Source organism: Pseudomonas sp. Root562, from assembly GCF_001427125.1.
Lineage (GTDB): Bacteria > Pseudomonadota > Gammaproteobacteria > Pseudomonadales > Pseudomonadaceae > Aquipseudomonas.
Genome location: NZ_LMGK01000021.1, coordinates 225,721 through 247,338 on the forward strand (window position 1 = coordinate 225,721; position 21,618 = coordinate 247,338).

Genomic DNA, 21,618 nt, shown 5'->3' on the forward strand with positions numbered 1-21,618 from the left:
TTGAGTGTGCATATAGTTGAGGCACAAGCGTGGCATGCATGCGCTGTATTTCTTTTCTGCTGTTTTAAGCTACATTGGAATGAGAAGTAATGCGTCTGAGATCCATGTGGGATTTCACATAGATGTTCGTGTGACGTTTCGGGTGGGCGATATATAAGCGAGATTGCCCTCTACGAAGAAATGAACTTTCCTAAGCGATTATAGGAAGTACCTTGTAGGACTGGTTTTAAACATCAAATGAGGAAAGTCTGCTCGCAAAAGCAATTGCCCATAAAAAAGGCCGCTGCAAACGCAGCGGCCAAGCAAGACGTTGGATCCAGGAGCTACAAATCAACGTCGGTGTACACGGGGCGATGAGTCGAAACGCTTCAACTCACCTGAAATCTGTTGTGCTTCCGGGCTGTAATCCGTGAAAGCCCGGTAAGAATAAGTCTTTGCCGGCAAAGGAAAAACAGCGATTCCCGACATGCACCGTTACCGGCTGCGTAACAGTTCGATCGCCTGCAGCGTAGTCCATGAATTCGACTGATGCCTTCACATCCAGTCTGTCTATGCCCCGCGCAATCGCCCGTTCCATATGGCCAGTCATCCTTTGGAGGTACATCGCGAATACCTCCTTGGTGCGCTTATCGCCCCAGGCCTGCGGCAGTAGGGTGAGGCCTTCTGTCACTCACCGGGGAAGACGCATGACAAAAACAACAATGCGCGCCATCTTCACACCGCAGGCGCTGGCCGCTGCGGTTGCCTTGGGCTGCTGTGCCCAGGCGCAGGCTGTTTCATTCAACATCGGGGAAATCGAAGGGACGTTCGACTCTTCGCTGTCGGTCGGCGCCAGTTGGGGCATGCGCGATGCGGACGATGCCCTGGTGGGCACGGTCAACGGTGGTAGCGGGCAGGCGTCGACCGGCGACGACGGTCGTCAGAATTTCAAGAAAGGCGAAACCTTCTCGAAGATCTTCAAGGGTATTCACGACCTTGAACTGAAATACGGCGACACCGGTGTGTTCGTCCGTGGCAAGTATTGGTACGACTTCGAATTGAAGGACGAAGACCGGCCGTTCAAGCCGATCAGCGATCACAACCGCAAAGAGGGCTCCAAGTCTTCCGGTGCGCAGATTCTCGACGCCTTCGTCTATCACAACTATTCCATCGCCGATCTGCCGGGGACTGTTCGTGCCGGTAAACAGGTGGTGAGCTGGGGCGAAAGTACGTTCATCGGCAACTCGATCAACAGCATCAACCCGGTCGACGTTTCCGCGTTTCGTCGTCCGGGTGCCGAGATCAAGGAAGGGCTGATCCCGGTCAACATGTTGTTTGCTTCCCAAGGCCTGACCGACAAGTTGACCGTCGAAGGTTTCTATCAACTGGAGTGGGATCAGACCGTCGTCGATAACTGCGGCACCTTCTTCGGGGTCGACGTGGTAGCGGACGGATGTAACAAGGGATACACGGTCGCCAGCCCTGCGATTGCACCGTTGCAACCGATTGCTGCGGCGTTTGGCCAGGGCTTCGAGGTGACCAGCGAAGGCGTGGTCGTTCCCCGTGGTGGCGACCGCGATGCCCGGGACTCGGGGCAGTGGGGGACCGCGTTGCGTTGGCTGGGCGACGACACCGAGTACGGCCTGTATTTCATGAATTACCACAGCCGAACCCCGACAGTCGGCACCACGACGGCGGGGCTCAGAACGCTGGCGAGCATTCCGGGCATTGTCACCACGGCCAACCGCATCGCTCCGGGTAGCGGTGGGGGGCTGGCGCAGAGTGTGATGCTCGGTCGCGGTCAGTACTACCTTGAATACCCCGAGGACATTCGCCTCTACGGCGCGAGTTTTTCCACGACGCTGCCTACCGGCACGGCGTGGACCGGCGAGATCAGTTATCGCCCCAACGCGCCGGTGCAGGTCAACACCAATGACCTGACCCTGGCGATGCTCAACCCCATTGCCGGTGGCGCAGCGTCGCCCATTGCGACCGCGCCCGGTGCCGACAACACAGGTTATCGGCGCAAGGAAGTGACGCAGGTCCAGAGCACCCTGACGCACTTCATCGACCAGATTGCAGGCGCTGATCGCCTGACCCTGGTGGGTGAGGCGGCGGTGGTGCGGGTCGGAGGCCTGGAGTCTCGCAGCAAACTGCGCTATGGCCGCGACTCGGTGTACGGCCAGTATGGTTTCGGTGGCGATACCGACGGTTTCGTGACTTCGACCTCTTGGGGTTATCGCGCCCGGGCAATCCTTGATTACAACAACGTCATTGCCGGGATCAACTTCAAACCCAATCTGTCCTGGTCCCATGACGTCGCCGGTTATGGTCCCAACGGGTTGTTCAACGAAGGGGCCAAGGCCGTCAGCCTTGGCGTTGATGCGGACTACCGCAACACCTACACCGCAAGCCTCAGTTACACCGATTTCTTCGGCGGTGACTACAACGTGCTCGAAGACCGCGACTTCGTGGCGTTGAGCTTTGGCGTGAACTTCTGATCTGGCTGAAAAGGATGAATTCAATGCGCAAGATGATTCTGCAAATCGGTTCCGCCCTGGCCCTGAGTCTGCTGGCCGTCAACGTGATGGCCGCCGTATCGGCACAAGAAGCCGACAAGCTTGGCACCACGCTCACCCCGCTCGGTGGCGAGAAGGCCGGCAATGCCGACGGCTCGATTCCGCCGTGGACCGGTGGCATTCCGAAAAACGCTGGTGCGGTGGACAGCAAGGGTTTCCTGGCTGATCCATTCGCCAATGAAAAACCGCTGTTCGTGATCACTGCCGCAACGGTCGACAAATACAAGGACAAGCTGTCTGACGGGCAGATCGCGATGTTCAAGCGCTACCCCGAGACCTACAAGATTCCGGTCTACCCCAGCCACCGCACCGCGGCCCTGCCGCCAGAAGTCTATGAGGCGGCCAAACGCAGCGCGTTGAACGTGACACCGACCAACGATGGCAACGGTCTGGCCAATTTCACTGGCAATCGCTATTACGCCTTTCCGATTCCGAAGAACGGTGTCGAGGTCATCTGGAACCACATCACCCGTTATCACGGCGGCAACTTGCGTCGCACCATTACCCAGGCCACGCCACAGTCCAATGGTGATTTCACCGTCATTCGATTCAAGGACGAAGTGGCCGTGCCATCGCTGCTGGGGGATTTGAAGCCGGGCAGTGACGAGAACGTCCTCAACTATTTCAAGCAGGAAGTGACCGCGCCGGCGCGGTTGGCGGGTAACGTGCTGCTGGTTCACGAGACCCTCGATCAGGTTCAGGAACCGCGCAAGGCGTGGATCTACAACGCCGGTCAGCGTCGTGTGCGTCGCGCGCCGCAAGTGGCGTATGACGGTGTGGGCACTTCGTCTGACGGGCTGCGTACTACCGACAACTTCGACATGTTTTCCGGCGCACCGGATCGCTACGACTGGAAGCTGGTCGGCAAGAAGGAAATGTACATTCCGTACAACAGCTACAAACTCGATTCGCCAGACCTCAAATACACCGATGTGATCAAGGCCGGCCATATCAACCAGGACCTGACACGCTATGAGCTGCACCGGGTCTGGGAAGTGGTGGCCACGGTCAAGCCTAACGAACGGCATGTTTACGCCAAGCGTCATATGTACATCGACGAAGACACCTGGCAGGTGGCGCTGGCCGATCACTACGACGGTCGTGGCCAACTGTGGCGAGTCGCCGAAGGGCATGCGCAGTTCTACTACGATCATCAGGTACCGGCCTACACCGTCGAAGCGCTGTATGACTTGATTGCCGGTCGATACATTGCCCTGGGGATGAAGAATGAGGAGAAACGCAGCTTCGAATTCAACATCGCGGCAAAAGCCGGGGACTACACGCCGGCGGCGCTCAGGAGTACGGGTGTGAGGTAATCGTCCTACAGCGTCTTACACAAAAAGGTGACCTCGCAGTCACCTTTTTTATGGCCGCAAATCAGCGTGCTGAATACTTCTTCAACAAGCGCTCGGGAGGGGGCTAGGGTGGCGCCACAACAATAACAAGGCGCATCACTATGACTGCCATGACATTGTGTCTGGACCGTCCTGGATTCCTGCCTCGCCTGTCCTCCCATCACCTGGCTCGAGAGCGTTTGGTCGAGCCATTGCTGGCCTCGACGGCTCGAGTGAAGTTGCTCTGCGCACCAGCGGGCAGCGGCAAGAGTGCGCTGCTCACCGAGTGCCTGTTACGTGCGCCGGTGGATTGCCGGGTGTGTTGGTTGCCGATGGCCGGGGAATCCCTGGGTATCGCCGCTTTCCGGCAACGCCTTGCACATGCGCTGGGTCTGGCTTCGGCCGATGAGACTTTTTTGCTGGAGTACCTGTCCCGTTTGCAGGTGCCAACCTGGCTTTTCATCGACGATTATTGCCGGGTTTCCAACCCCGAACTCGATCGCTTTCTGGATCGTTTACTGGCTGTCAGAAGCCCGACATTGAATTGGTGGCTGGCCTCGCGCCGACGTCCACAATGCAACTGGCCCCGGCTGTTGCTTGATGATGAGTTGTACGAATGCGAGGCGCGCGCGCTGGCGTTTACCGAGTGTGAAGTCCAGCATTTGCTCAGTCATGTCGAGCCAGCAATGGCCACGCATACAGCACGCAGAATTATTCAGCGCAGTGCAGGCTGGTGTGCCGGTGTGCGCATTGCCTTGCTGGATGCCTGCCAGTGGGCAGCCGAGCAGAACAAACAGGAGCGCTCGGCGACACTGCTCGATTATTTGCACCATGAGTTGTTCAGCGCGCTGGCCCCTGAACTGATTGAGGCTTGGCAGGTACTGGCGCGTTTGCCGCGATTCAACGCCAGCCTCTGCGAGCATCTGTTCGGCGCCGGTGAAGGGGCGCAATGGTTGCATCAATTGCAGGACATGGGCTGTTTCATCGAGCCGTGGGAAGACTCCAGCGAGTGGCTGCGGGTTTTTGTGCCGTTGGCCCGGGCCGTGGGCGACGAGCGGGGTTCGGCGGGGCGTGCCTGGCATCGGCGCGCATGTCAGTGGTTTTGCGCCGAGGAAGACTGGCAGGGGGCGTTCGAACAAGCGCTGCTGGCTGAAGAGTTCGAGGTTGCCGTCACTCTGTTGCAGCACTTCAGTCTTGAGCATTTGTTCCGGCGAGAAAACGTGCGCTTGTTGTTGAATCTGCATGAGCGACAGGGCGAAGAGTTGACCCTCGGTTCGCCGCAGTTGGTGGGACTGATCACGGCGGCGTTGTTGTTCGCCGGGCGCTTCGATCAGGCTGCCGAGTGCATTGGCCAACTGGCCCGTTTCGCACCACAACCGACCGCCACGCTTCAGCGGCAATTGCTGGCTCGCTGGCAGGCACAACAAGGTTGGCTGTTGCATTTGCTGGGGCGCATGGAAGCGGCACGTGCACACTTTATTGACGCGCTGGCTGAATTGACGCCGGATGCCTGGCCCGCACGGCTGTTGTGTTTGTCCGGGTTGACTCAACAAGCCTTGCTCAACGCCCAACTCGATACTGCGCAAGCCTACAATCGTGAGGCGTTGTGTCTGGCCCGTGCGCAAGGTTCGTTGCTGTTTGAAGGCTTGCTTGAACTTGATCACGCCCAATTGCTGGAGCAGCGAGGTGCGCCGCGGCGAGCCGAAAGCTTGTTGGCCGATGTCCACGCATTGTTGAGTCGACAGGCTGATCGGCCGACGCCGTTGCTGGGCAGGATTGCCCTGCAGCGCGGGCGACTGGCGCTATGTCAGGGGCAGGAAGAGGTGGCTGCCGAATTCTTCCAGTCTGGTTTGCAAGACTGCCTGCACAGCCAGGACAAGCGTGCGTTGTATGGCTTTCTGGGGCAGGCCCAACTGGCCGCCAACCAACGCGATTACGCCCTCGCTTTCGATCGATTGCGCGATGCCGAGCGCTTGATGCAGCAGCGGCAGATTCCCGAAACGGTTTATCGGGGTGTATTGCTGCAAATCAGCAGTCATTTCTGGTTGCAGCAGGGGCGCCCGCAATTGGCTCGCGAAGCGTTGACCCGTGTGTTGCGTCACTATCGCGGAACGCATGCCCGCCAGGCCCCTCCCGCGACCGTGATGCTGATTGCCCGTGTCGAGTATTTACTGGTGCTTGCCCAAACCCGACTGCAGGAGGCGCAACAACCGCTCGAACAACTCAACAACCTGCTCGTTCACGCCCAGCAACATTCAATGCTGGCGCTGGAAGCGGAGTTGCAGTTGGCGATCTGCGAAGTAGCGGACCTGACGGGCGAAACCGATCTGGCGAAATCGGCATTGCTGGCGGGCCTGAAGCTGGCAGGGCGTGGGCAATTGCAACAGGCCTTGTGTGAACTGCGCCTGCGCCAACCGACCTTGCTCAGCCGTTACGGCATGGACGACGAGTCTGCGGCAACAATCGACGACAATCCATTGAGCGGGCGGGAACTGGAAGTACTTGGCCTGATTGCCCAAGGCAACTCCAACCAGCAGATTGCCGAACAGTTGTTCATTTCATTACATACAGTGAAAACCCATGCGCGGCGAATCCACAGCAAGTTAGGTGTAGAGCGTCGCACTCAAGCAGTAGCGATAGCAAAAAAGCTGGGATTGATTTCCCGGGAGTAATGAATGCAAACACTCCCTTGGGTGCAACGATGATGGTTTTAATTAAGATGTTGGCAGGACTCAGACATAGGCAACCATGGTTTGAGTCTGGCGTTATCAACTCTAATTAACAGGTTATTCAGTCATGGAAGAATTAAATATCGAGCGAGTGCGTGCCATATTGCATGCAAGGCTCAGCGGGCGTGGAATTGATGTTGACGACGTTTACATCAATGGCGTTTATTCGCTTGAAAAACCACTGGTCACTTACTCGCAAACGCTGGTATGGGCCTTGTATCTGAAATTGCAGGACGGCGAAGTTCCTTACTTTGAGGGCGACCATCTAGGTTTGTTTGTCAAAGCCTATACATTTGATTCGATACATCGTTTCAAAGGTCTGGAGTTTGACGAAGTCAACGGTATTAGTGCAGATATTGCAGAGCTGTTCCAAATTCAATCTGTAGTTTGATTCAGCGGTTGTGCCGGCGCGTGCCGGCACAACCGCTATTCAAGCGCCGGGTGTTTTTGCCTCATAGCCCATTCGCCAACTGACGGCGCGTGTTGCGGACAACAAGCGCTGCGCGGCCGGGCCATTTTCGTCGGCGTGGAACAGCGACGTCGGGCCGACCACGGTCAACACGGCCACGACATTTCCCATTGCGTTCATCACCGGTGCCGACAAGGCGTCCACCCCCGGCATCAACAAGCCATGCACATGATGCAGGCCCCGCGCACGGATCTGCTCGCACAACAGGGTGTAAGCCTGCTCATCTGCCAGCGCGTGACTGGCATGCTCCTGCAATTCCCGGTCGCGCAGCTCAACGGTTTCGCGCTTGGGCAGGTATGCGCCAAAGACCAGGCCAGTCGAAGAACTGAGCAAGGGCAATACCGAGCCCAATTGTGTGACCACCGTAACCGCACGCACCGCGGGTTCGATGCGCACTACGGTCGCGCCCTGATTGCCCCACACCGCTAAAAAACAGGTTTCATTTAAGTCATCGCGCAGCTCGGCCAAGGGCAGGGCGGCGACGTTCAGCACATCCATTGCGTTGAGGGCCGCAAGGCCAACGCGCAAGGCTTCACGGCCCAGGCCGTAATGGTTGGTCGCCGCGTTCTGTTCGGCAAAGCCGCTGGCGATCAGCGCCTGCAAATAGCGGTGAACCTTGCTCGCCGGCATCTGCACGTGTTCGGCCAGGCGCGAAAGAGAGGTCGAGGGCGACAACTCGGCCAGCGCCTTGAGGATGTCGGTCCCCACCTCGGCGGAGCGGACTTTCTGTTTGCCGTTGCTGTCGCTGCTGGGCTTTTCCATGTTGGTGCTGTGATCCCGGGACGAATGGGCGTCTTTATAGCTTGACGGTCAATACCAATCAAATTACGTTATGCGTAATTGAATTACGATAAAAATAACCCAGACGGGCCATGAGCGCTGCTCCAGAGCGATCGGTTACCGTCGACTCCCGTTCAGGAGGCTCCATGAACCCCGATTCAACCGCCCAGGCGTTGGCTTATCAGTCAGGCTTCGGCAACGAATTCAGCAGCGAAGCGCTACCCGGTGCATTGCCCGTCGGCCAGAACTCCCCGCAAAAAGCCCCTTACGGCCTCTACACCGAGTTGTTCTCCGGCACCGCTTTCACCATGGCCCGCAGCGAAGCGCGGCGTACCTGGATGTACCGCATTCAGCCATCGGCCAATCACCCGGCATTCGTCAAACTCGACCGACAGATGGCCGGTGGCCCCTTGGGTGAAGTGACGCCCAATCGCCTGCGCTGGAACCCACTTGAGATTCCCGCTGAGCCGACCGACTTCATCGACGGCCTGGTGAGCATGGCGGCCAACGCCTCCGCCGAAAAACCGGCCGGCATCAGCATCTACAACTACCTCGCCAATCGCTCCATGGAGCGGGTGTTCTTCAATGCCGACGGTGAAATGCTGCTGGTGCCACAGCAGGGGCGTTTGCGCATTGCCACTGAACTGGGCGTGCTGGAAGTGGCGCCCCTGGAAATTGCCGTACTGCCCCGGGGCCTGAAATTTCGTGTCGAGCTGCTTGATCCGCAAGCGCGTGGCTACATCGCGGAAAACCACGGTGCGCCATTGCGCCTGCCGGATCTCGGGCCGATCGGCAGCAACGGCCTGGCCAATCCACGGGACTTCCTGACCCCCGTCGCGGCGTACGAACACCTTGCGCAGCCGACCACCCTGGTCCAAAAGTTCCTCGGACAATTGTGGGCCTGCGAACTCAATCATTCGCCGCTCAACGTTGTCGCCTGGCATGGCAACAACGTGCCGTACAAGTACGACCTGCGCCGTTTCAACACCATTGGTACCGTCAGCTTCGATCACCCGGACCCGTCGATCTTCACCGTGCTGACTTCGCCGACCAGTGTCCATGGGTTGGCCAACCTCGATTTTGTGATCTTTCCGCCGCGCTGGATGGTGGCTGAAAACACCTTCCGTCCACCTTGGTTCCACCGCAACCTGATGAACGAGTTCATGGGCCTGATCCAAGGCGAATACGACGCCAAGGCCGAAGGCTTCGTACCCGGTGGCGCGTCGTTGCACAGCTGCATGAGCGCCCACGGCCCCGATGGCGAAACCTGCACCAAAGCGATCAACGCTGAGCTCAAACCGGCGAAAATCGATAACACCATGGCCTTCATGTTCGAGACCAGCCAGGTCTTGCGCCCGAGCCGGTTCGCCCTTGATTGCCCGCAACTGCAAACCACCTACGACGCTTGCTGGGCTACGCTGCCCGCCACTTTCGACCCGACCCGGAGATAACCCATGACGCAGACTTCCATCACTCGCAGCTGGGTTGCTTCCGCCAACGGCCACGCGGATTTCCCGCTGCAGAACTTGCCGCTGGGCGTGTTCAGCGTGAAGGGTTCGGCGCCACGCAGCGGCGTGGCCATCGGCGAGCATATTTTCGACCTGGAAGCCGCACTGGATGCCGGCCTGTTCGACGGCGCCGCGAAAGCTGCCGTCGAAGCCACCCGTGGCGGTCAATTGAATGCGTTCTTTGAGCAGGGCAGCGCCGCTCGTGTGGCGCTGCGCGAACGCTTGCTGGAACTGTTGAGCGAAGGCAGCACGCTGCACGGCAAGATCGAAGCCCAAGGCGCAAAACTGTTGCCGCTGGCGACGGATTGTGAGATGCACCTGCCAGCGAAGATCAACGACTACACCGACTTCTATGTCGGCATCGAGCATGCGCAGAACGTCGGCAAACTGTTCCGTCCCGACAACCCGCTGCTGCCGAACTACAAATATGTGCCGATTGGTTATCACGGCCGCGCTTCGACTGTTCGTCCATCCGGCACCGACGTACGCCGCCCGAAAGGCCAGACCCTGCCGGCCGGCCAGACCGAGCCGACCTTCGGCCCGTGCGCACGTCTGGACTACGAACTGGAACTGGGCATCTGGATCGGTCAGGGCAACGAAATGGGCGACTCGATCGCCATCGGTGACGCCGCCGATCACATCGCCGGATTCTGCCTGCTCAACGACTGGTCGGCGCGGGATATCCAGGCTTGGGAATACCAGCCATTGGGGCCATTCCTGTCGAAGAGTTTCATCACCAGCATCTCGCCATGGGTCGTGACCGCTGAAGCGCTGGAGCCTTTCCGTCGCGCCCAGCCTGCGCGCCCGGAAGGTGATCCGCAGCCACTGCCGTACCTGTTCGACAAACGTGATCAGGCTGCAGGTGGTTTCGATATCGAGCTGGAAGTCTTGCTCTTGACCGAAGCCATGCGCGAGCAAAACCTGCCGGCTCATCGCCTGACCTTGAGCAATTCGAAATACATGTACTGGACCGTGGCGCAAATGGTCGCGCATCACAGCGTCAACGGCTGCCAATTGCAGGCCGGTGACCTGTTCGGTTCGGGAACTTTGTCGGGGCCGGAAAACGGTCAGTTCGGCAGCCTGCTGGAAATCACCGAGGGCGGTAAAAAACCGATCGAGCTGGCGTCGGGCGAGGTGCGCAAGTTCCTTGAAGACGGTGACGAAATCATCCTGCGTGGCCGATGCACTCGCGAGGGCTTCGCGTCCATCGGCTTCGGCGAGTGCCGCGGCAAAGTGCTGCCGGCGCGCTGAGAGGAACGGAGCATGGAACTCTATACCTACTACCGCTCGACATCGTCCTATCGGGTGCGCATCGCGTTGGCGCTCAAGGGGCTGGACTATCAGGCGCTGCCGATCAACCTGATCGCGCAGCCCGGTGGCGAACACCGCCAACCGCCGTACCTGGCCCTCAATCCCCAAGGGCGGGTGCCGGCCTTGAGCACTGAAGAAGGCGCGTTGCTGATCCAGTCACCGGCGATCATCGAGTACCTGGAGGAACGTTATCCACAGGTGCCGCTGCTGTCCAAAGACCTTGTCGCTCGTGCACATGAGCGCGGTGTGGCAGCGTTGATCGGTTGCGACGTGCATCCATTGCACAACGTCAGCGTGCTCAATCGGCTGCGGCAATTGGGCCATGATGAACCGCAGGTGATGGAGTGGATCGGACACTGGATCGGCCAGGGGCTGGCGGCCGTGGAGCAGTTGATCGGCGAGCAAGGCTACTGCTTCGGCCCGCAGCCCGGATTGGCAGATGTTTACCTGATCCCACAGTTGTATGCCGCTGAGCGTTTCAACATTTCCCTTGAGGCGTACCCGCGAATTCGTCGGGTGGCGGCATTGGCAGCCACGCATCCGGCGTTCATCAAGGCGCATCCGGCAAACCAACCGGACACGCCGTAACACCTCTGTAGGAGCGAGCCTGCTCGCGATACGGTCTTGGATGGACCGCCGTTATCGCGAGCAGGCTCGCTCCCACAAAGGTTTGTTTTCAGTGGACGATTGAGTTGGGCGGCAAATGCCCAAGCCGTTCCGTCAGGCGAATGCGCTGGATCGGGTCGTCACTGAGCAACAGCGCATGCTCCAGATCGAAGCGCTCGGCGTTCGGGCAGTCCAGGCGTTGGTAGAGACTGGCGCGGGCCAGGTAGTCGGCGGCGTTGGCGTTACCCAGTTCAAGCACGCGCTCGGCGTCGATCAGGGCACCAATGTAATCGTCGTGGGAAAGGTGCAATTGGCGCAGGTTGCGTGACAGGCGCTGCAGCATCTGCACCGGTTCGGCCGTCACCAGGTGTTCGGCACTGAGCTTGATGTTCGGGCCGTACTGGCGCTGCAGCAGTTCGCGGCAGTCGTTGGGGTAGAGTCGGCGACCGCCGCAGGGATCGAGCAAGTGATCGGCACCGGGCACACGCAAGAGAAAATGGCCGGGGAAGTTTACCCCGACCAAGGGAATTTCCAGGCCTCTGGCCAATTCCAGCGCAATCAGCCCCAGGGCCAGCGGTTGCCCGCGTCGGCGTTCCAACACTTTATGGATCAACGCTGCTTGCGGCCGCAAGGGTGTGGCATCGTCCTGCGCGAACCCCAGATCATTCATGCGCCGCAGCAACGGCTGCGCCAGCTCGCTCACCGGCAGCATTGGCAAGCCGCCGCTGGCTCGTTGTTGCAGTTCTCGCACCTTTTCCAGCGTTGCCTCGGGGGACACTTCGCTGTCATGTTCGACGCAAATCCACAGCGCCGCCTCGAACAGGGCGGGCGGTGAACGTTGCAGGCAAGCGAAAAACGATTGTCGCGGCGTCATTGAAATCTCCGGGCAATGCCTCGTTTTAGCCCCGTCTCCGCTATTCGTCCAGTGCCTTGCAGGGGCAACAACAGGTTATTTCCGAAAGACTCTACAGCTGCGTCGCTTATTCCGGTGCGCTTCTGCAATTTTTGGGCGCAAGCCTATACTGGCGACTACAAGAAGTGATTCGGGAGCCTTACGATGTTTGCTCTCATGCAAAGCACTCGCCTTGAATCGCTGCACCTGAGCGTTGACCCGGTCACCGGGTTGAAGGCGGTCATTGCCATCCATAACAGCCGACTGGGACCTGCCCTGGGCGGTTGTCGTTACCTTGCCTACCCTAGCGACGAGTCTGCTGTCGAGGATGCCATACGCCTTGCCCAAGGCATGAGTTACAAAGCGGCACTGGCCGGCCTGGCCCAAGGGGGCGGGGTGGCGGTGATTGTCCGGCCTGCCCATGTCGCGAACCGCGGGGCGCTGTTCGAAGCTTTCGGACGCTGTATCGATCAACTCGACGGACGCTACATCACGGCCATCGACAGCGGTACTTCCGTGGCGGACATGGATTGCATCGCGCAACAGACCCAGCACGTCACCAGCACGACCTCGGCGGGTGATCCTGCGCCGCATGCGGCGATGGGCGTATTCACTGGCATTCGCGCTACCGCCATGGCCCGCTTGGGCAGCGACAATCTAGAAGGTTTGCGCGTGGCCATCCAGGGCCTGGGCAATGTCGGATTCGCCCTCGCGGAACAGCTGCATGCCGCGGGTGCCGAGTTGTTGGTCAGCGACATCGATCACGGCAAAGTGCAACTGGCCATGGAGCAACTTGGCGCGCATCCGATTGCCAACGATGCATTGCTCAGCACGCCATGCGACATTCTGGCCCCGTGTGGTCTGGGCGGGGTGCTGAACAGTCATAGCGTCACGCAATTGCGCTGTTCGGCGGTGGCGGGGTCGGCGAATAATCAGCTGACGCACCTGGACGTCGCCGATCAACTTGAGCGACGCGGCATCCTGTACGCACCGGATTACGTGATCAATGCCGGTGGCTTGATCTACGTTTCGCTCAAGCACCGTGGGGAAGAGCTGTCGACCATCACTGCGCATTTGTCGAAAATCAGCACGCGACTTACTGAAGTCTTTGCCCATGCCCAGGCGGAGAAACGTTCACCGGCGCGGGTGGCCGATGAGTTGGCCGAGAAAGTGCTGTACCGATAACAAGAACCTTTGAGTCTGGAAAATGAAAAAGGCCCTGAGTCATTCGACTCAGGGCCTATTCAATTCGCATGTCACTTCGCAGCTTTCGGTGCCTTGGCCGGTTTGGCCGCTGGTGCCGGCTCTTCGGCTTCAACCGCTTCGACCGTTGGCGCGATTTCAGCCGGTGCGCTCAGCAATTCGGACAGGGCGTCCGGCTGGCTCTTGAATGCCTTGGCGAAGACATCGCGATTTTTCGCCATGTAGATCCCGGCTTCTTCCACTTGCTGCTCGGTCAGGGACGGAACGGCTTTTTGCAACACTTCAGCCAGCAACTCGGCCAGTTCGAGCATTTTGTCATGACGGTCAGCTTCGGCTTTATCCATGAACAAGCGCTCCAGATCTCGGCTGCTGCGGTATACCACTTCGACGGCCATTCACCACCTCACATGCCTTCACATTGGTTGTCGATTTCGACTACTGTATCTATATACAGCGAAAAGGATAAGCGAATCCCTTTGCTTTGGGTAGTGGCTTTTTAATGTAGTCCGGATTCAGGGTTTGTCAGGTGCACGGCACCCAAGGTGCGACCAAACGCCACGGCGCGCAATTGCGGGCCGCTCGCCATCATGCAGTGGCCTTTTTTCTGCATGCGGAAAACCGTCACGTCCAACCCGCATTATCCGGTCGAGCCGACCTAAGGAAGCATCATCGTGAAAATCAACTGGGCCGAAAAGCTGCGGCAGAATGTGCATCAACTGGCTGAGTCCCTGGGCAACCTGTTCGTCGAAACCTTTCATTACCTCGCACTGTTCGCCATCGGTGCGGTGACCGCGTGGGCGGCGGTGATGGAGTTTCTCGGGATGCTCGAGAAGGGGCACATCAAGATTGATGACATCCTGCTGCTGTTCATCTACCTGGAACTGGGGGCGATGGTCGGGATTTACTTCAAGACCAACCACATGCCGGTGCGTTTCCTGATCTACGTGGCGATCACTGCGCTGACGCGGCTGTTGATATCCAACGTGTCGCACCACAATCCACCGGACCTGGGGATCATCTACCTGTGTGGCGGTATTCTGCTGCTGGCGTTTGCGATTCTGGTGGTGCGTTACGCTTCGTCGCAATTTCCGTCGGTGAAGATAGAAAACCCGCACCGCAAGATCGGTGCGGGTTCCAGTGAACACCCGGAGGTGGAGAAGGGCGAGCTTTAAAGGCCCATGGTGGGGCGCGGGCGCCCTTTGGCTGGGGGGGGCGGCAGGCTGCGCGTGCCGCCATCGGTCATGGATTCGAGGACGGCCACGGCGCTGTGGCCTTGTTCGATGGCGATGCCGAACTGGATGCTTTGCACCAGTCGTTTAAGGCGTGCAGGGTCATTGCGTTGCTCGGCACTGATCATGCGTTTGGCAACGATCCGGCCATTGTTGGAAAGGGTCAGCATGATGCTGCCGTCCAGGCCCTGAATGCTCAGGTTGATCTGGTAATCCGCTGCAAAGGCATCGGTAATGAGCTGAAAGGGGTTGTCCATGATGCGTCACCGCCTGATTGAACGTGCAGTTGTTGACCGGCCGTGATCGGGTTGGTTCGCAACGCCGGACCACCGGCCATTTCACGGCCATATCGCCATCATTGTTCCAACAGGGATGTAGCAAGGGGCATGCCGACTGGATTGTCGGACAATGATCACGGCAAAAAGAAGGCGGGCACTGTGGCCCGCCTTCTTTTTGCCTGCACGATTCAGGGCATTAAACCGTGATGCGCCTCGAAAACGATCAGCACTCTACCCAGTTCACCGCCAGGCCGCCGCGTGAGGTCTCTTTGTATTTGTCGTGCATGTCGGCACCGGTGTCGCGCATGGTGCGGATCACCCGATCCAGGGAAATGAAGTGTTTGCCGTCGCCGCGCAGAGCCATTTGCGTGGCGTTGATCGCCTTGACGGCGGCAATCGCGTTGCGTTCGATGCACGGCACTTGCACCAGCCCGCCCACCGGGTCACAGGTCAGGCCGAGGTTGTGTTCGAGGCCGATTTCCGCGGCGTTTTCCAGTTGCTCCGGCGTGGCGCCCAGCACCTCTGCCAGGCCAGCGGCAGCCATGGCGCAGGCTGAGCCGACTTCACCCTGGCAACCCACTTCGGCGCCGGAGATCGAGGCGTTTTTCTTGCACAGAATGCCCACCGCTGCCGCGCCCAGGAAGAACGCCACGACATCATCGTCCGAAGCATCCGGGTTGAACTTCATGTAGTAGTGCAACACCGCCGGGATGATGCCCGCCGCGCCGTTGGTCGGTGCGGTGACCATGCGCCCGCCGGCGGCGTTTTCTTCGTTCACGGCGAGGGCGAACAGGTTCACCCATTCCATCGCCGAGAGGGTGGAGGTGATGACGTTCGGTTTGCCGATTTCCAGCAGGCTACGGTGCAATTTCGCCGCGCGACGAGGAACATTCAGACCGCCCGGCAGGATGCCCTCATGGTTCAAGCCCTGCTCGACGCACTCGCGCATCACCGACCAGATATGCAGCAAGCCCTGGCGGATTTCGGCGTCACTGCGCCAGGCCCGTTCGTTGGCCATCATCAATTCGGAAACCCGCAAGTTGTGCTGGTTGCACAGCTGAAGCAATTCGACGGCGCTGGAAAAATCGTACGGCAGCAGCACTTCGCTGGCCGGTGAGATCCCGGATTCGGCTTCAGCCGCTTCGATGATGAAACCGCCACCAACCGAGTAATACGTCTGTTCAAACAGCTCGCCGGTTTCGCCGAAGGCTGTCAGGGACATGGCGTTGGGGTGGTAGGGCAGGCTTTCGTCAAGCAGCAGCAGATCGTGTGCCCAGTCGAAGGCGATGGTCACCTGGCCTGCCAGGGACAATTCGCCGGTTTCGCGCAGGGTCTGGATTCGACTGTCGATGGACGTGGGATTGATGCTGTCCGGCCACTCGCCCATCAAGCCCATGACACAGGCGCGGTCGGTGGCGTGGCCGACGCCGGTTGCCGACAGGGAGCCGTAGAGGCGGATTTCAACTCGCCGCACATCGGCGAGCAAATGTTGATCGACCAGCGCTTGGGAGAAGGTCGCAGCTGCACGCATCGGACCCACGGTATGAGAGCTGGATGGGCCGATGCCGACTTTGAAGAGATCGAAAACACTGATAGCCATGCTAAAGCCTATTCCTGCAATGGAAGATGAATCGCTGCCATTTTTGTAGGACAAGCGCACTTTCAGCGATACTGCCTGCCTCGGTCCTACGTGACCAACGAAACTTCCTAAGACAGCCTTTAGCAGGACTAAACAATGAGCCGTCAATTGCACGCCCAGACCTACGTGTGGCTGCAGGTGTTTTCTTGCGCCGCCCGGCACTTGTCGTTCACCCGTTGTGCGGAAGAACTGCACATCACGCCGGGGGCGGTCAGCCAGCAGATCCGCCAGCTTGAAGAGCGCCTGGGTTTTCGCTTGTTTCATCGACGTGCAAGGGGCGTGGAGTTGAGTGCCGAAGGCCAGCGACTGGCCATCACCGTCAATGAGGCTTACGGCAGCATCGATGCGGAATTGCGTCGACTGGACGCCGGCATGATCAGCGGCACCTTGCGCGTGCGTTCGATTCCATCGTTCCTCAGCAAATGGCTGACGCCACGCTTGCCGCGATTGCAGCAGCGGTTTCCGGACATCCAGTTGCGCCTGGTGGCCGAGGACAGCAGCGTGCCGTTGCATGAGGGCGATTTCGATTTGGCCATCGACCTCAACGACGGCAGTTATCCGGGACTGTTATCCACAGCCTTGCTCGACGAACAGATTTTTCCGGTCTGTGCACCGGGCCTTCTGCGCGGTCGCCCGCCGCTGCATGGGCCGGCGGACTTGATGCACTATCCACTGCTGCATGACATCACAGCCTGGCGTGGCAGTTATGAATACGCCGAATGGGAGTTCTATCTCAACGCCATCGGTTTCGAAGGAGCCGATGTGCGTCGCGGTCACACGTTCAATCGCAATCACCTGACTATCGAAGCGGCCATCGCCGGGATGGGCGTTGCCATTGCCCGGCGAACGCTGCTCAACGATGAGTTGGAGCGCGGCGCATTGATCGTGCCGTTTGGGCTGACGGTGCCTAATCATAAACGCTACATGGTGCTCTATGCGCCGGGGGCGCTAAGTCATCCGGGCGTGCGTGCGGTGCATGACTGGCTGGTGGAAGAAGCGGGGATTTTTCGCGGTTTGCATCCGCTGGGCGAGCGGCAAATGTGAGCAATTATTACCTAGGGGCGGACCGAACCAACTCCCGACCTTAACAGCGCTTTTGCCAGTTGTCCGGCTTTTTTTGCGATTAGAAATTTATCTTTTTTTAGGGGTTGAATTGTTCAGCGTACAGACCGATTGTGTAAGTAAGAGGTCACGGTGATGACGCCCAAGGGCTTAGCTGACCGGCCTCTCGCGAGCTAGCTGAAATAAGGGATGAACTATGCAAATCCAAGTCAATAGCGATAACCATATTCAAGGCAGTAAACGACTGGAGGAGTGGGTACGTACTACCATTGAGAGCACGCTCGAACGATATGAGGAGGACCTGACACGCGTCGAGGTTCACCTGCGGGACGAGAACGGCGACAAGCCGGGTCCCCACGATTTGCGCTGCCAACTGGAGGCGCGGCCAAAAGGCCACCAACCGATTTCCGTCACCCATAAAGCCGCCAGCCTGGAACTGGCGATCGATGGAGCCGCTGAAAAACTCGAACATGCGCTGGAACATCTGTTCGGCAAATTGCGAGGCAAACCACGAGCCGCTGTGGTGCCGTTCGAGCGCAGGGCTCACGCCGATGTGCTACTGGAAGAAGAGTTTCTTGAAAACGAACAGGCTGCGCAAAACGGTTGAAGCCTGATTCACTGTTTTTACTTACCCACCGAAACGGGCCTGCATTGCAGGCCCGTTTTGTTTTCAGGATTCACTGAGCAAGTGATCACGGCTTCACTTCTTTTGCGTATAAGAATCTTTATCATTAGTATTGCGCCTTGCTGGCCACGTGATATTCACGCCGCCTCACCAGGTTCCAAGGTCGCAACATGAAAGCCACAAGCAAGACGCTCCCCGTTTCCTATCGACTGGCGGTCACATCACGCGTGCTGGCTGCCGTGCTTGGCGGCTATGTCGTCTCGGCGCTGGCGAGTGTCTGCCTGACGCTGTGGGTGCCAATGGCCCGCGCCGAAGCGGTGGTGACCGGAATGCTCAGTTCCTTCCTGGTCTATCTGCTTGCGGTGATCTGGTGCTTTGCTTGTCGAACAGCGTGGCGAGCCTGGGCCGGGTTGATCCTGACAGGCCTGCTGTTGGCGGCGTTGGCAGGGCTGGCTTACTGGATGGGGCAATCATGAAAGAGGGATTTCGCCAGGCAATGGCCTGGTTGCACACCTGGGTCGGTTTGCTCTTCGGTTGGCTGCTGTTTGCGATTTTCCTGACCGGCACACTGGCCTATTTCAAAGATGAGACCACTCACTGGATGCAGCCGGAAATCCCCGCGCGGTCGGTGTCCACCGAATCGAGCCTGACCCTTGCCCAGGATTACCTTCAGCAACAGGCTCCCGGCGCATCACGCTGGATCATTGAATTGCCCAGCGCCCGCGAACCGGCACTCTCGGTACGCTGGCAACAGGCACCGGCAAAGCCCGGTGAGCGCGGCCAACTCACGGCAAAACTGCTCGATCCGCAAACCGGCCGTGAGGTGCAGGCCCGGGACACCCAGGGCGGCGAGTTCTTCTACCGTTTCCATTTCCAGCTGCAAATGCCCTATCCGTGGGGGCGTTGGCTGTCGACCATTGCAGCGATGGTGATGTTCGTCGGGTTGATCAGCGGGATCATCACCCACAAGAAAATCTTCAAGGACTTTTTCACCTTCCGCCCGCGCAAAGGCCAGCGCTCCTGGCTCGACGGGCATAACGCAGTCGGTGTGCTGGTGTTGCCGTTTCACCTGATGATCACCTACAGCAGCCTGGTGATTTTCATGAGCATGGTGATGCCGGCGAGCATTTTGGCGGCGTACAAAGGCGATGTGCAGGCGTTTTTCAGCGACGTGTTTCCAGCGGCCAATATCGCGAAAGCCGCTGGTCAGCCAACGCCATTGCTGCCCCTGGCACCGCTGCTGGAAAAGGCCCGCGGGCAATGGGCGGGTGGCCAGGTCAGGCGCTTGACGGTGAACAATCCGGGTGATGCGAACGCCACTGTGGTGTTGGCTCGCAGCGGTGCAGACCGCGTGGTTCACGATTTCGGCAGCGCCGTGACGTTCAACGGCGTGACCGGGCAACTGCTCGCCGCGACCCCGGCGCAAGCCATGCCAATGGCCGTCGCCGGCACTTTCTACGGTTTGCACATGGGCCATTTCGCCGGCCCGCTGTTGCGCTGGTTGTACTTTATCTGTGGGCTGGCAAGCACGGCGATGATCGGCACCGGGCTGGTGATCTGGCTTGGCAAGCGGCAGCTCAAACATGCCAGGAGCAGCGTGATGCCTTTCGAACTGCGGCTGGTGGAAGTGCTGAATATCGCCGGTATGTCGGGGTTGGTCGTCGCGGTAGCCGGGTTTTTCTGGGCCAACCGTTTGTTGCCGATCGGGTTGGCCGAGCGCGGCAATTGGGAGGTCAACAGTTTCTTCATTCTATGGGCGCTGAGCCTGCTGCATGCCATCTCTCGCCGAGGGCGCACGGCGTGGGTCGAGCAGTTGTCGTTGGCCGCGTTGCTGTTTGGCGCCGTGCCATTGCTCAATGCACTGACCACGCCGTATCACTTGGGCACCTCCTTGATAGAAGGTGATTGGGCCATGGCCGGTTTCGATTTGGCATGCCTGGTCAGCGGGCTGTTCCTCGCCTGGGCTGCCTGGAAAATGCGGCGCGCCGCAAAGACCGATGGCGTCCGGCAACGCGCCCAAGCAATCACCCTTGAGCAAGAGGCGAACTGAATGTTGCTGGCCCTTTTGCTCTGCTATAGCGGTTTTACCGCGTTGTGTTTGTCGATGGACCGCCATCATGCCGACCTGCTGGGACGCAAACCGTCAATGCGCTCGCGTCAGTGGTTGAAAGTCGCGGGCTGGGTGTTGCTGGCGATTTCGTTGTGGCCGGCGGTATCAGCGATGAACTGGGCGCTCGGGTTAGTGGATTGGTTTGCGGTGTTGATGCTCAGTGCCTTGCTGCTGGTGTTGCTCATACCGTATCGCCCGCGCCTGGCCTTGGCGTTGGCCGGTGTGAGCTTTCTGGCCAGCCCGATTGTCGCGTTCGCGCAGTATTGAATGGATCATCTGCCAGCCTCTGGATATCAGCGCCAAAACGCCTGCCGATATTCCCCGGGCGTCCCACCCAGGCTCTGGCGAAAACGATTGGTAAAGTGACTGGCGCTGGCAAATCCGCACGCCAGGGCAATTTCGCCCAACGGCTGCGAAGTCGAGCGCAACAGTTCCCGCGCCCGGTTCAGGCGTCGTGCCAACACGTACTGATGTGGCGGCAAACCGAAACTCTCACGGAACATCCGCGCAAAGTGGTATTCCGACAGCGCGCACAACGCTGCCAGTTGCCCCAGGCTGATGGCTTGATCCAGATGGCTGTCGATGTACTCCACCAACAAACGCCGTTGGTGTGCTGCCAAACCACCCTTGAGACGCAGACCCGGTCGCACGCTGACCTGACTGAGCAGGGCGTGGCTGAGAATCTCGTGGGCCAGGCTGCTGGTGAGCAGGCGCTCGCCCGGTTCTTCCCAGTTGAGGCTGATCAACTGACGAAAACGCACCGCCTGCTGCGGGTCATCGAGAAACGTCCGTTCGCGCAGTTGCAACTCCCGTGGTTCGCGGTCCAGCAGAGTGACGCAGCCAAGGGCAAATTGTTCCGGGCTGAAATACAGGTGAGCCAGGCGAATGTCGCCATTGATCACCCAGCCTGACTGGTGGTCGGCGGGCAATATGCACAATTTGTCGGGGCCACCCTTGTTGCCGGGTTGGTCACGGCGAAAGGTGCCGGTGCCGCCAGCGATATAGCACGACAGCGTGTGATGGCTTGGCGCTTCGTAATCCTGGGCGTCGTGGTGGTTGCTCCACAAGGCTGCGGACAAGCCGTCACCGAGCTCGGCGCTGTGCTCAAGGCGAGCATTCGGCGAGCGGTTGAGGGCTTGAAAGACTTGTAGGGTATCCAGTGAGGCCATGTTCGTTGCTCGCTAACGCCTGCTTCCAACGCCTTGCATCCTACTCTGTAGCGCTGCGACTGCCAGCCAGTTGCCTGACAAAAGCGCAAGTTTATGCAAGTGCGCAAAGGCACGGC

19 protein-coding genes and 1 pseudogene are annotated in these 21,618 nt (G+C 59.1%); 14 read left to right on the forward strand and 6 right to left on the reverse strand.

Translation table 11 applies throughout. The annotated features are described in order from the left end of the window. The first annotated feature begins 686 nt into the window (after positions 1–686). From ASD60_RS16780 to ASD60_RS16795, 4 genes are all read left to right on the forward strand, one after another. Entirely contained in the window at positions 687–2,480 is a 1,794-nt protein-coding gene (locus ASD60_RS16780) for a DUF1302 domain-containing protein (protein ID WP_056855070.1), read from the forward strand. Positions 2,481–2,503: 23 nt separating this feature from the next. Beyond that, positions 2,504–3,874, forward strand: coding sequence for a DUF1329 domain-containing protein (locus tag ASD60_RS16785; protein WP_056855071.1), 1,371 nt, complete (start codon positions 2,504–2,506; stop codon positions 3,872–3,874). Between the two features lie 140 nt (positions 3,875–4,014). After that, positions 4,015–6,564: a LuxR C-terminal-related transcriptional regulator gene (locus ASD60_RS16790; protein ID WP_056855072.1), complete on the forward strand. Its 2,550-nt coding sequence runs from the start codon at positions 4,015–4,017 to the stop codon at positions 6,562–6,564. Between the two features lie 124 nt (positions 6,565–6,688). Further along, complete coding sequence (locus ASD60_RS16795; protein ID WP_056855073.1) at positions 6,689–7,012, forward strand: hypothetical protein; 324 nt, start codon at positions 6,689–6,691, stop codon at positions 7,010–7,012. A 39-nt stretch (positions 7,013–7,051) separates the two neighbouring features. On the opposite strand, the gene ASD60_RS16800 is transcribed toward ASD60_RS16795, so the two are convergent. Continuing rightward, on the reverse strand, positions 7,052–7,852 hold the full coding sequence (locus tag ASD60_RS16800; RefSeq protein WP_056855074.1) for an IclR family transcriptional regulator: 801 nt from the start codon (positions 7,850–7,852) through the stop codon (positions 7,052–7,054). Positions 7,853–8,016: 164 nt separating this feature from the next. Here ASD60_RS16800 and hmgA point away from each other — a divergent pair, with 164 nt between their 5' ends. The 3 genes from hmgA to maiA are packed head-to-tail and all read left to right on the forward strand — an operon-like array spanning position 8,017 to position 11,277. After that, positions 8,017–9,321, forward strand: coding sequence for a homogentisate 1,2-dioxygenase (gene hmgA, locus ASD60_RS16805; protein WP_056855075.1), 1,305 nt, complete (start codon positions 8,017–8,019; stop codon positions 9,319–9,321). 3 nt (positions 9,322–9,324) lie between these two features. Then, positions 9,325–10,629: a fumarylacetoacetase gene (gene fahA / locus ASD60_RS16810; protein WP_056855076.1), complete on the forward strand. Its 1,305-nt coding sequence runs from the start codon at positions 9,325–9,327 to the stop codon at positions 10,627–10,629. A gap of 12 nt (positions 10,630–10,641) precedes the next feature. After that, entirely contained in the window at positions 10,642–11,277 is a 636-nt protein-coding gene (gene maiA, locus ASD60_RS16815; protein ID WP_056855077.1) for a maleylacetoacetate isomerase, read from the forward strand. Between the two features lie 88 nt (positions 11,278–11,365). On the opposite strand, the gene ASD60_RS16820 is transcribed toward maiA, so the two are convergent. Next, complete coding sequence (locus ASD60_RS16820; protein ID WP_056855078.1) at positions 11,366–12,169, reverse strand: SirB1 family protein; 804 nt, start codon at positions 12,167–12,169, stop codon at positions 11,366–11,368. A gap of 183 nt (positions 12,170–12,352) precedes the next feature. Here ASD60_RS16820 and ASD60_RS16825 point away from each other — a divergent pair, with 183 nt between their 5' ends. Further along, entirely contained in the window at positions 12,353–13,372 is a 1,020-nt protein-coding gene (locus ASD60_RS16825; RefSeq protein ID WP_056855079.1) for a Glu/Leu/Phe/Val dehydrogenase family protein, read from the forward strand. Positions 13,373–13,530: 158 nt separating this feature from the next. Here ASD60_RS16825 and ASD60_RS16830 read toward each other — a convergent pair. Further along, positions 13,531–13,785: pseudogene (locus ASD60_RS16830) on the reverse strand (YebG family protein); the annotation flags it as partial. Positions 13,786–14,061: 276 nt separating this feature from the next. Here ASD60_RS16830 and ASD60_RS16835 point away from each other — a divergent pair. Beyond that, entirely contained in the window at positions 14,062–14,562 is a 501-nt protein-coding gene (locus ASD60_RS16835) for a phosphate-starvation-inducible protein PsiE (protein WP_056855081.1), read from the forward strand. On the opposite strand, the gene ASD60_RS16840 is transcribed toward ASD60_RS16835, so the two are convergent. Continuing rightward, positions 14,559–14,876 (reverse strand): DUF3509 domain-containing protein, encoded by a 318-nt coding sequence (locus tag ASD60_RS16840; protein ID WP_056855082.1) that lies wholly within the window; start codon positions 14,874–14,876, stop codon positions 14,559–14,561. The genes ASD60_RS16835 and ASD60_RS16840 overlap by 4 nt on opposite strands. A 244-nt stretch (positions 14,877–15,120) precedes the next feature. After that, positions 15,121–16,497 (reverse strand): L-serine ammonia-lyase, encoded by a 1,377-nt coding sequence (locus tag ASD60_RS16845; protein WP_056855083.1) that lies wholly within the window; start codon positions 16,495–16,497, stop codon positions 15,121–15,123. A gap of 135 nt (positions 16,498–16,632) precedes the next feature. Here ASD60_RS16845 and ASD60_RS16850 point away from each other — a divergent pair, with 135 nt between their 5' ends. From ASD60_RS16850 to ASD60_RS16870, 5 genes are all read left to right on the forward strand, one after another. Further along, the gene (locus ASD60_RS16850; RefSeq protein WP_056855084.1) at positions 16,633–17,580 is read left to right on the forward strand and encodes a LysR substrate-binding domain-containing protein; all 948 of its coding nucleotides are present in this window, start codon (positions 16,633–16,635) and stop codon (positions 17,578–17,580) included. A 214-nt stretch (positions 17,581–17,794) separates the two neighbouring features. Further along, positions 17,795–18,205, forward strand: a complete 411-nt coding sequence (locus ASD60_RS16855) for an HPF/RaiA family ribosome-associated protein (RefSeq protein ID WP_056855085.1) — start codon at positions 17,795–17,797, stop codon at positions 18,203–18,205. 188 nt (positions 18,206–18,393) lie between these two features. After that, the gene (locus ASD60_RS16860; protein ID WP_056855086.1) at positions 18,394–18,699 is read left to right on the forward strand and encodes a DUF3649 domain-containing protein; all 306 of its coding nucleotides are present in this window, start codon (positions 18,394–18,396) and stop codon (positions 18,697–18,699) included. Beyond that, complete coding sequence (locus ASD60_RS16865; RefSeq protein WP_056855087.1) at positions 18,696–20,273, forward strand: PepSY-associated TM helix domain-containing protein; 1,578 nt, start codon at positions 18,696–18,698, stop codon at positions 20,271–20,273. The genes ASD60_RS16860 and ASD60_RS16865 overlap by 4 nt, the downstream gene beginning before the upstream one ends. Continuing rightward, positions 20,274–20,600, forward strand: a complete 327-nt coding sequence (locus tag ASD60_RS16870) for a DUF3325 domain-containing protein (RefSeq protein ID WP_056855088.1) — start codon at positions 20,274–20,276, stop codon at positions 20,598–20,600. A 26-nt stretch (positions 20,601–20,626) separates the two neighbouring features. Here the strand turns inward: ASD60_RS16870 and ASD60_RS16875 are convergent, their stop codons facing one another. Continuing rightward, positions 20,627–21,502 (reverse strand): helix-turn-helix domain-containing protein, encoded by an 876-nt coding sequence (locus ASD60_RS16875; protein WP_056855089.1) that lies wholly within the window; start codon positions 21,500–21,502, stop codon positions 20,627–20,629. Positions 21,503–21,618: the final 116 nt, after the last annotated feature.

Coding starts and splice junctions, on each gene's coding strand:
- ASD60_RS16780 (WP_056855070.1), top strand. CDS start 687: ATGACAAAAACAACAATGCGCGCCATCTTCACACCGCAGGCGCTGGCC.
- ASD60_RS16785 (WP_056855071.1), top strand. CDS start 2,504: ATGCGCAAGATGATTCTGCAAATCGGTTCCGCCCTGGCCCTGAGTCTG.
- ASD60_RS16790 (WP_056855072.1), top strand. CDS start 4,015: ATGACTGCCATGACATTGTGTCTGGACCGTCCTGGATTCCTGCCTCGC.
- ASD60_RS16795 (WP_056855073.1), top strand. CDS start 6,689: ATGGAAGAATTAAATATCGAGCGAGTGCGTGCCATATTGCATGCAAGG.
- ASD60_RS16800 (WP_056855074.1), bottom strand. CDS start 7,852: ATGGAAAAGCCCAGCAGCGACAGCAACGGCAAACAGAAAGTCCGCTCC.
- hmgA (WP_056855075.1), top strand. CDS start 8,017: ATGAACCCCGATTCAACCGCCCAGGCGTTGGCTTATCAGTCAGGCTTC.
- fahA (WP_056855076.1), top strand. CDS start 9,325: ATGACGCAGACTTCCATCACTCGCAGCTGGGTTGCTTCCGCCAACGGC.
- maiA (WP_056855077.1), top strand. CDS start 10,642: ATGGAACTCTATACCTACTACCGCTCGACATCGTCCTATCGGGTGCGC.
- ASD60_RS16820 (WP_056855078.1), bottom strand. CDS start 12,169: ATGACGCCGCGACAATCGTTTTTCGCTTGCCTGCAACGTTCACCGCCC.
- ASD60_RS16825 (WP_056855079.1), top strand. CDS start 12,353: ATGTTTGCTCTCATGCAAAGCACTCGCCTTGAATCGCTGCACCTGAGC.
- ASD60_RS16840 (WP_056855082.1), bottom strand. CDS start 14,876: ATGGACAACCCCTTTCAGCTCATTACCGATGCCTTTGCAGCGGATTAC.
- ASD60_RS16845 (WP_056855083.1), bottom strand. CDS start 16,497: ATGGCTATCAGTGTTTTCGATCTCTTCAAAGTCGGCATCGGCCCATCC.
- ASD60_RS16850 (WP_056855084.1), top strand. CDS start 16,633: ATGAGCCGTCAATTGCACGCCCAGACCTACGTGTGGCTGCAGGTGTTT.
- ASD60_RS16855 (WP_056855085.1), top strand. CDS start 17,795: ATGCAAATCCAAGTCAATAGCGATAACCATATTCAAGGCAGTAAACGA.
- ASD60_RS16860 (WP_056855086.1), top strand. CDS start 18,394: ATGAAAGCCACAAGCAAGACGCTCCCCGTTTCCTATCGACTGGCGGTC.
- ASD60_RS16865 (WP_056855087.1), top strand. CDS start 18,696: ATGAAAGAGGGATTTCGCCAGGCAATGGCCTGGTTGCACACCTGGGTC.
- ASD60_RS16870 (WP_056855088.1), top strand. CDS start 20,274: ATGTTGCTGGCCCTTTTGCTCTGCTATAGCGGTTTTACCGCGTTGTGT.
- ASD60_RS16875 (WP_056855089.1), bottom strand. CDS start 21,502: ATGGCCTCACTGGATACCCTACAAGTCTTTCAAGCCCTCAACCGCTCG.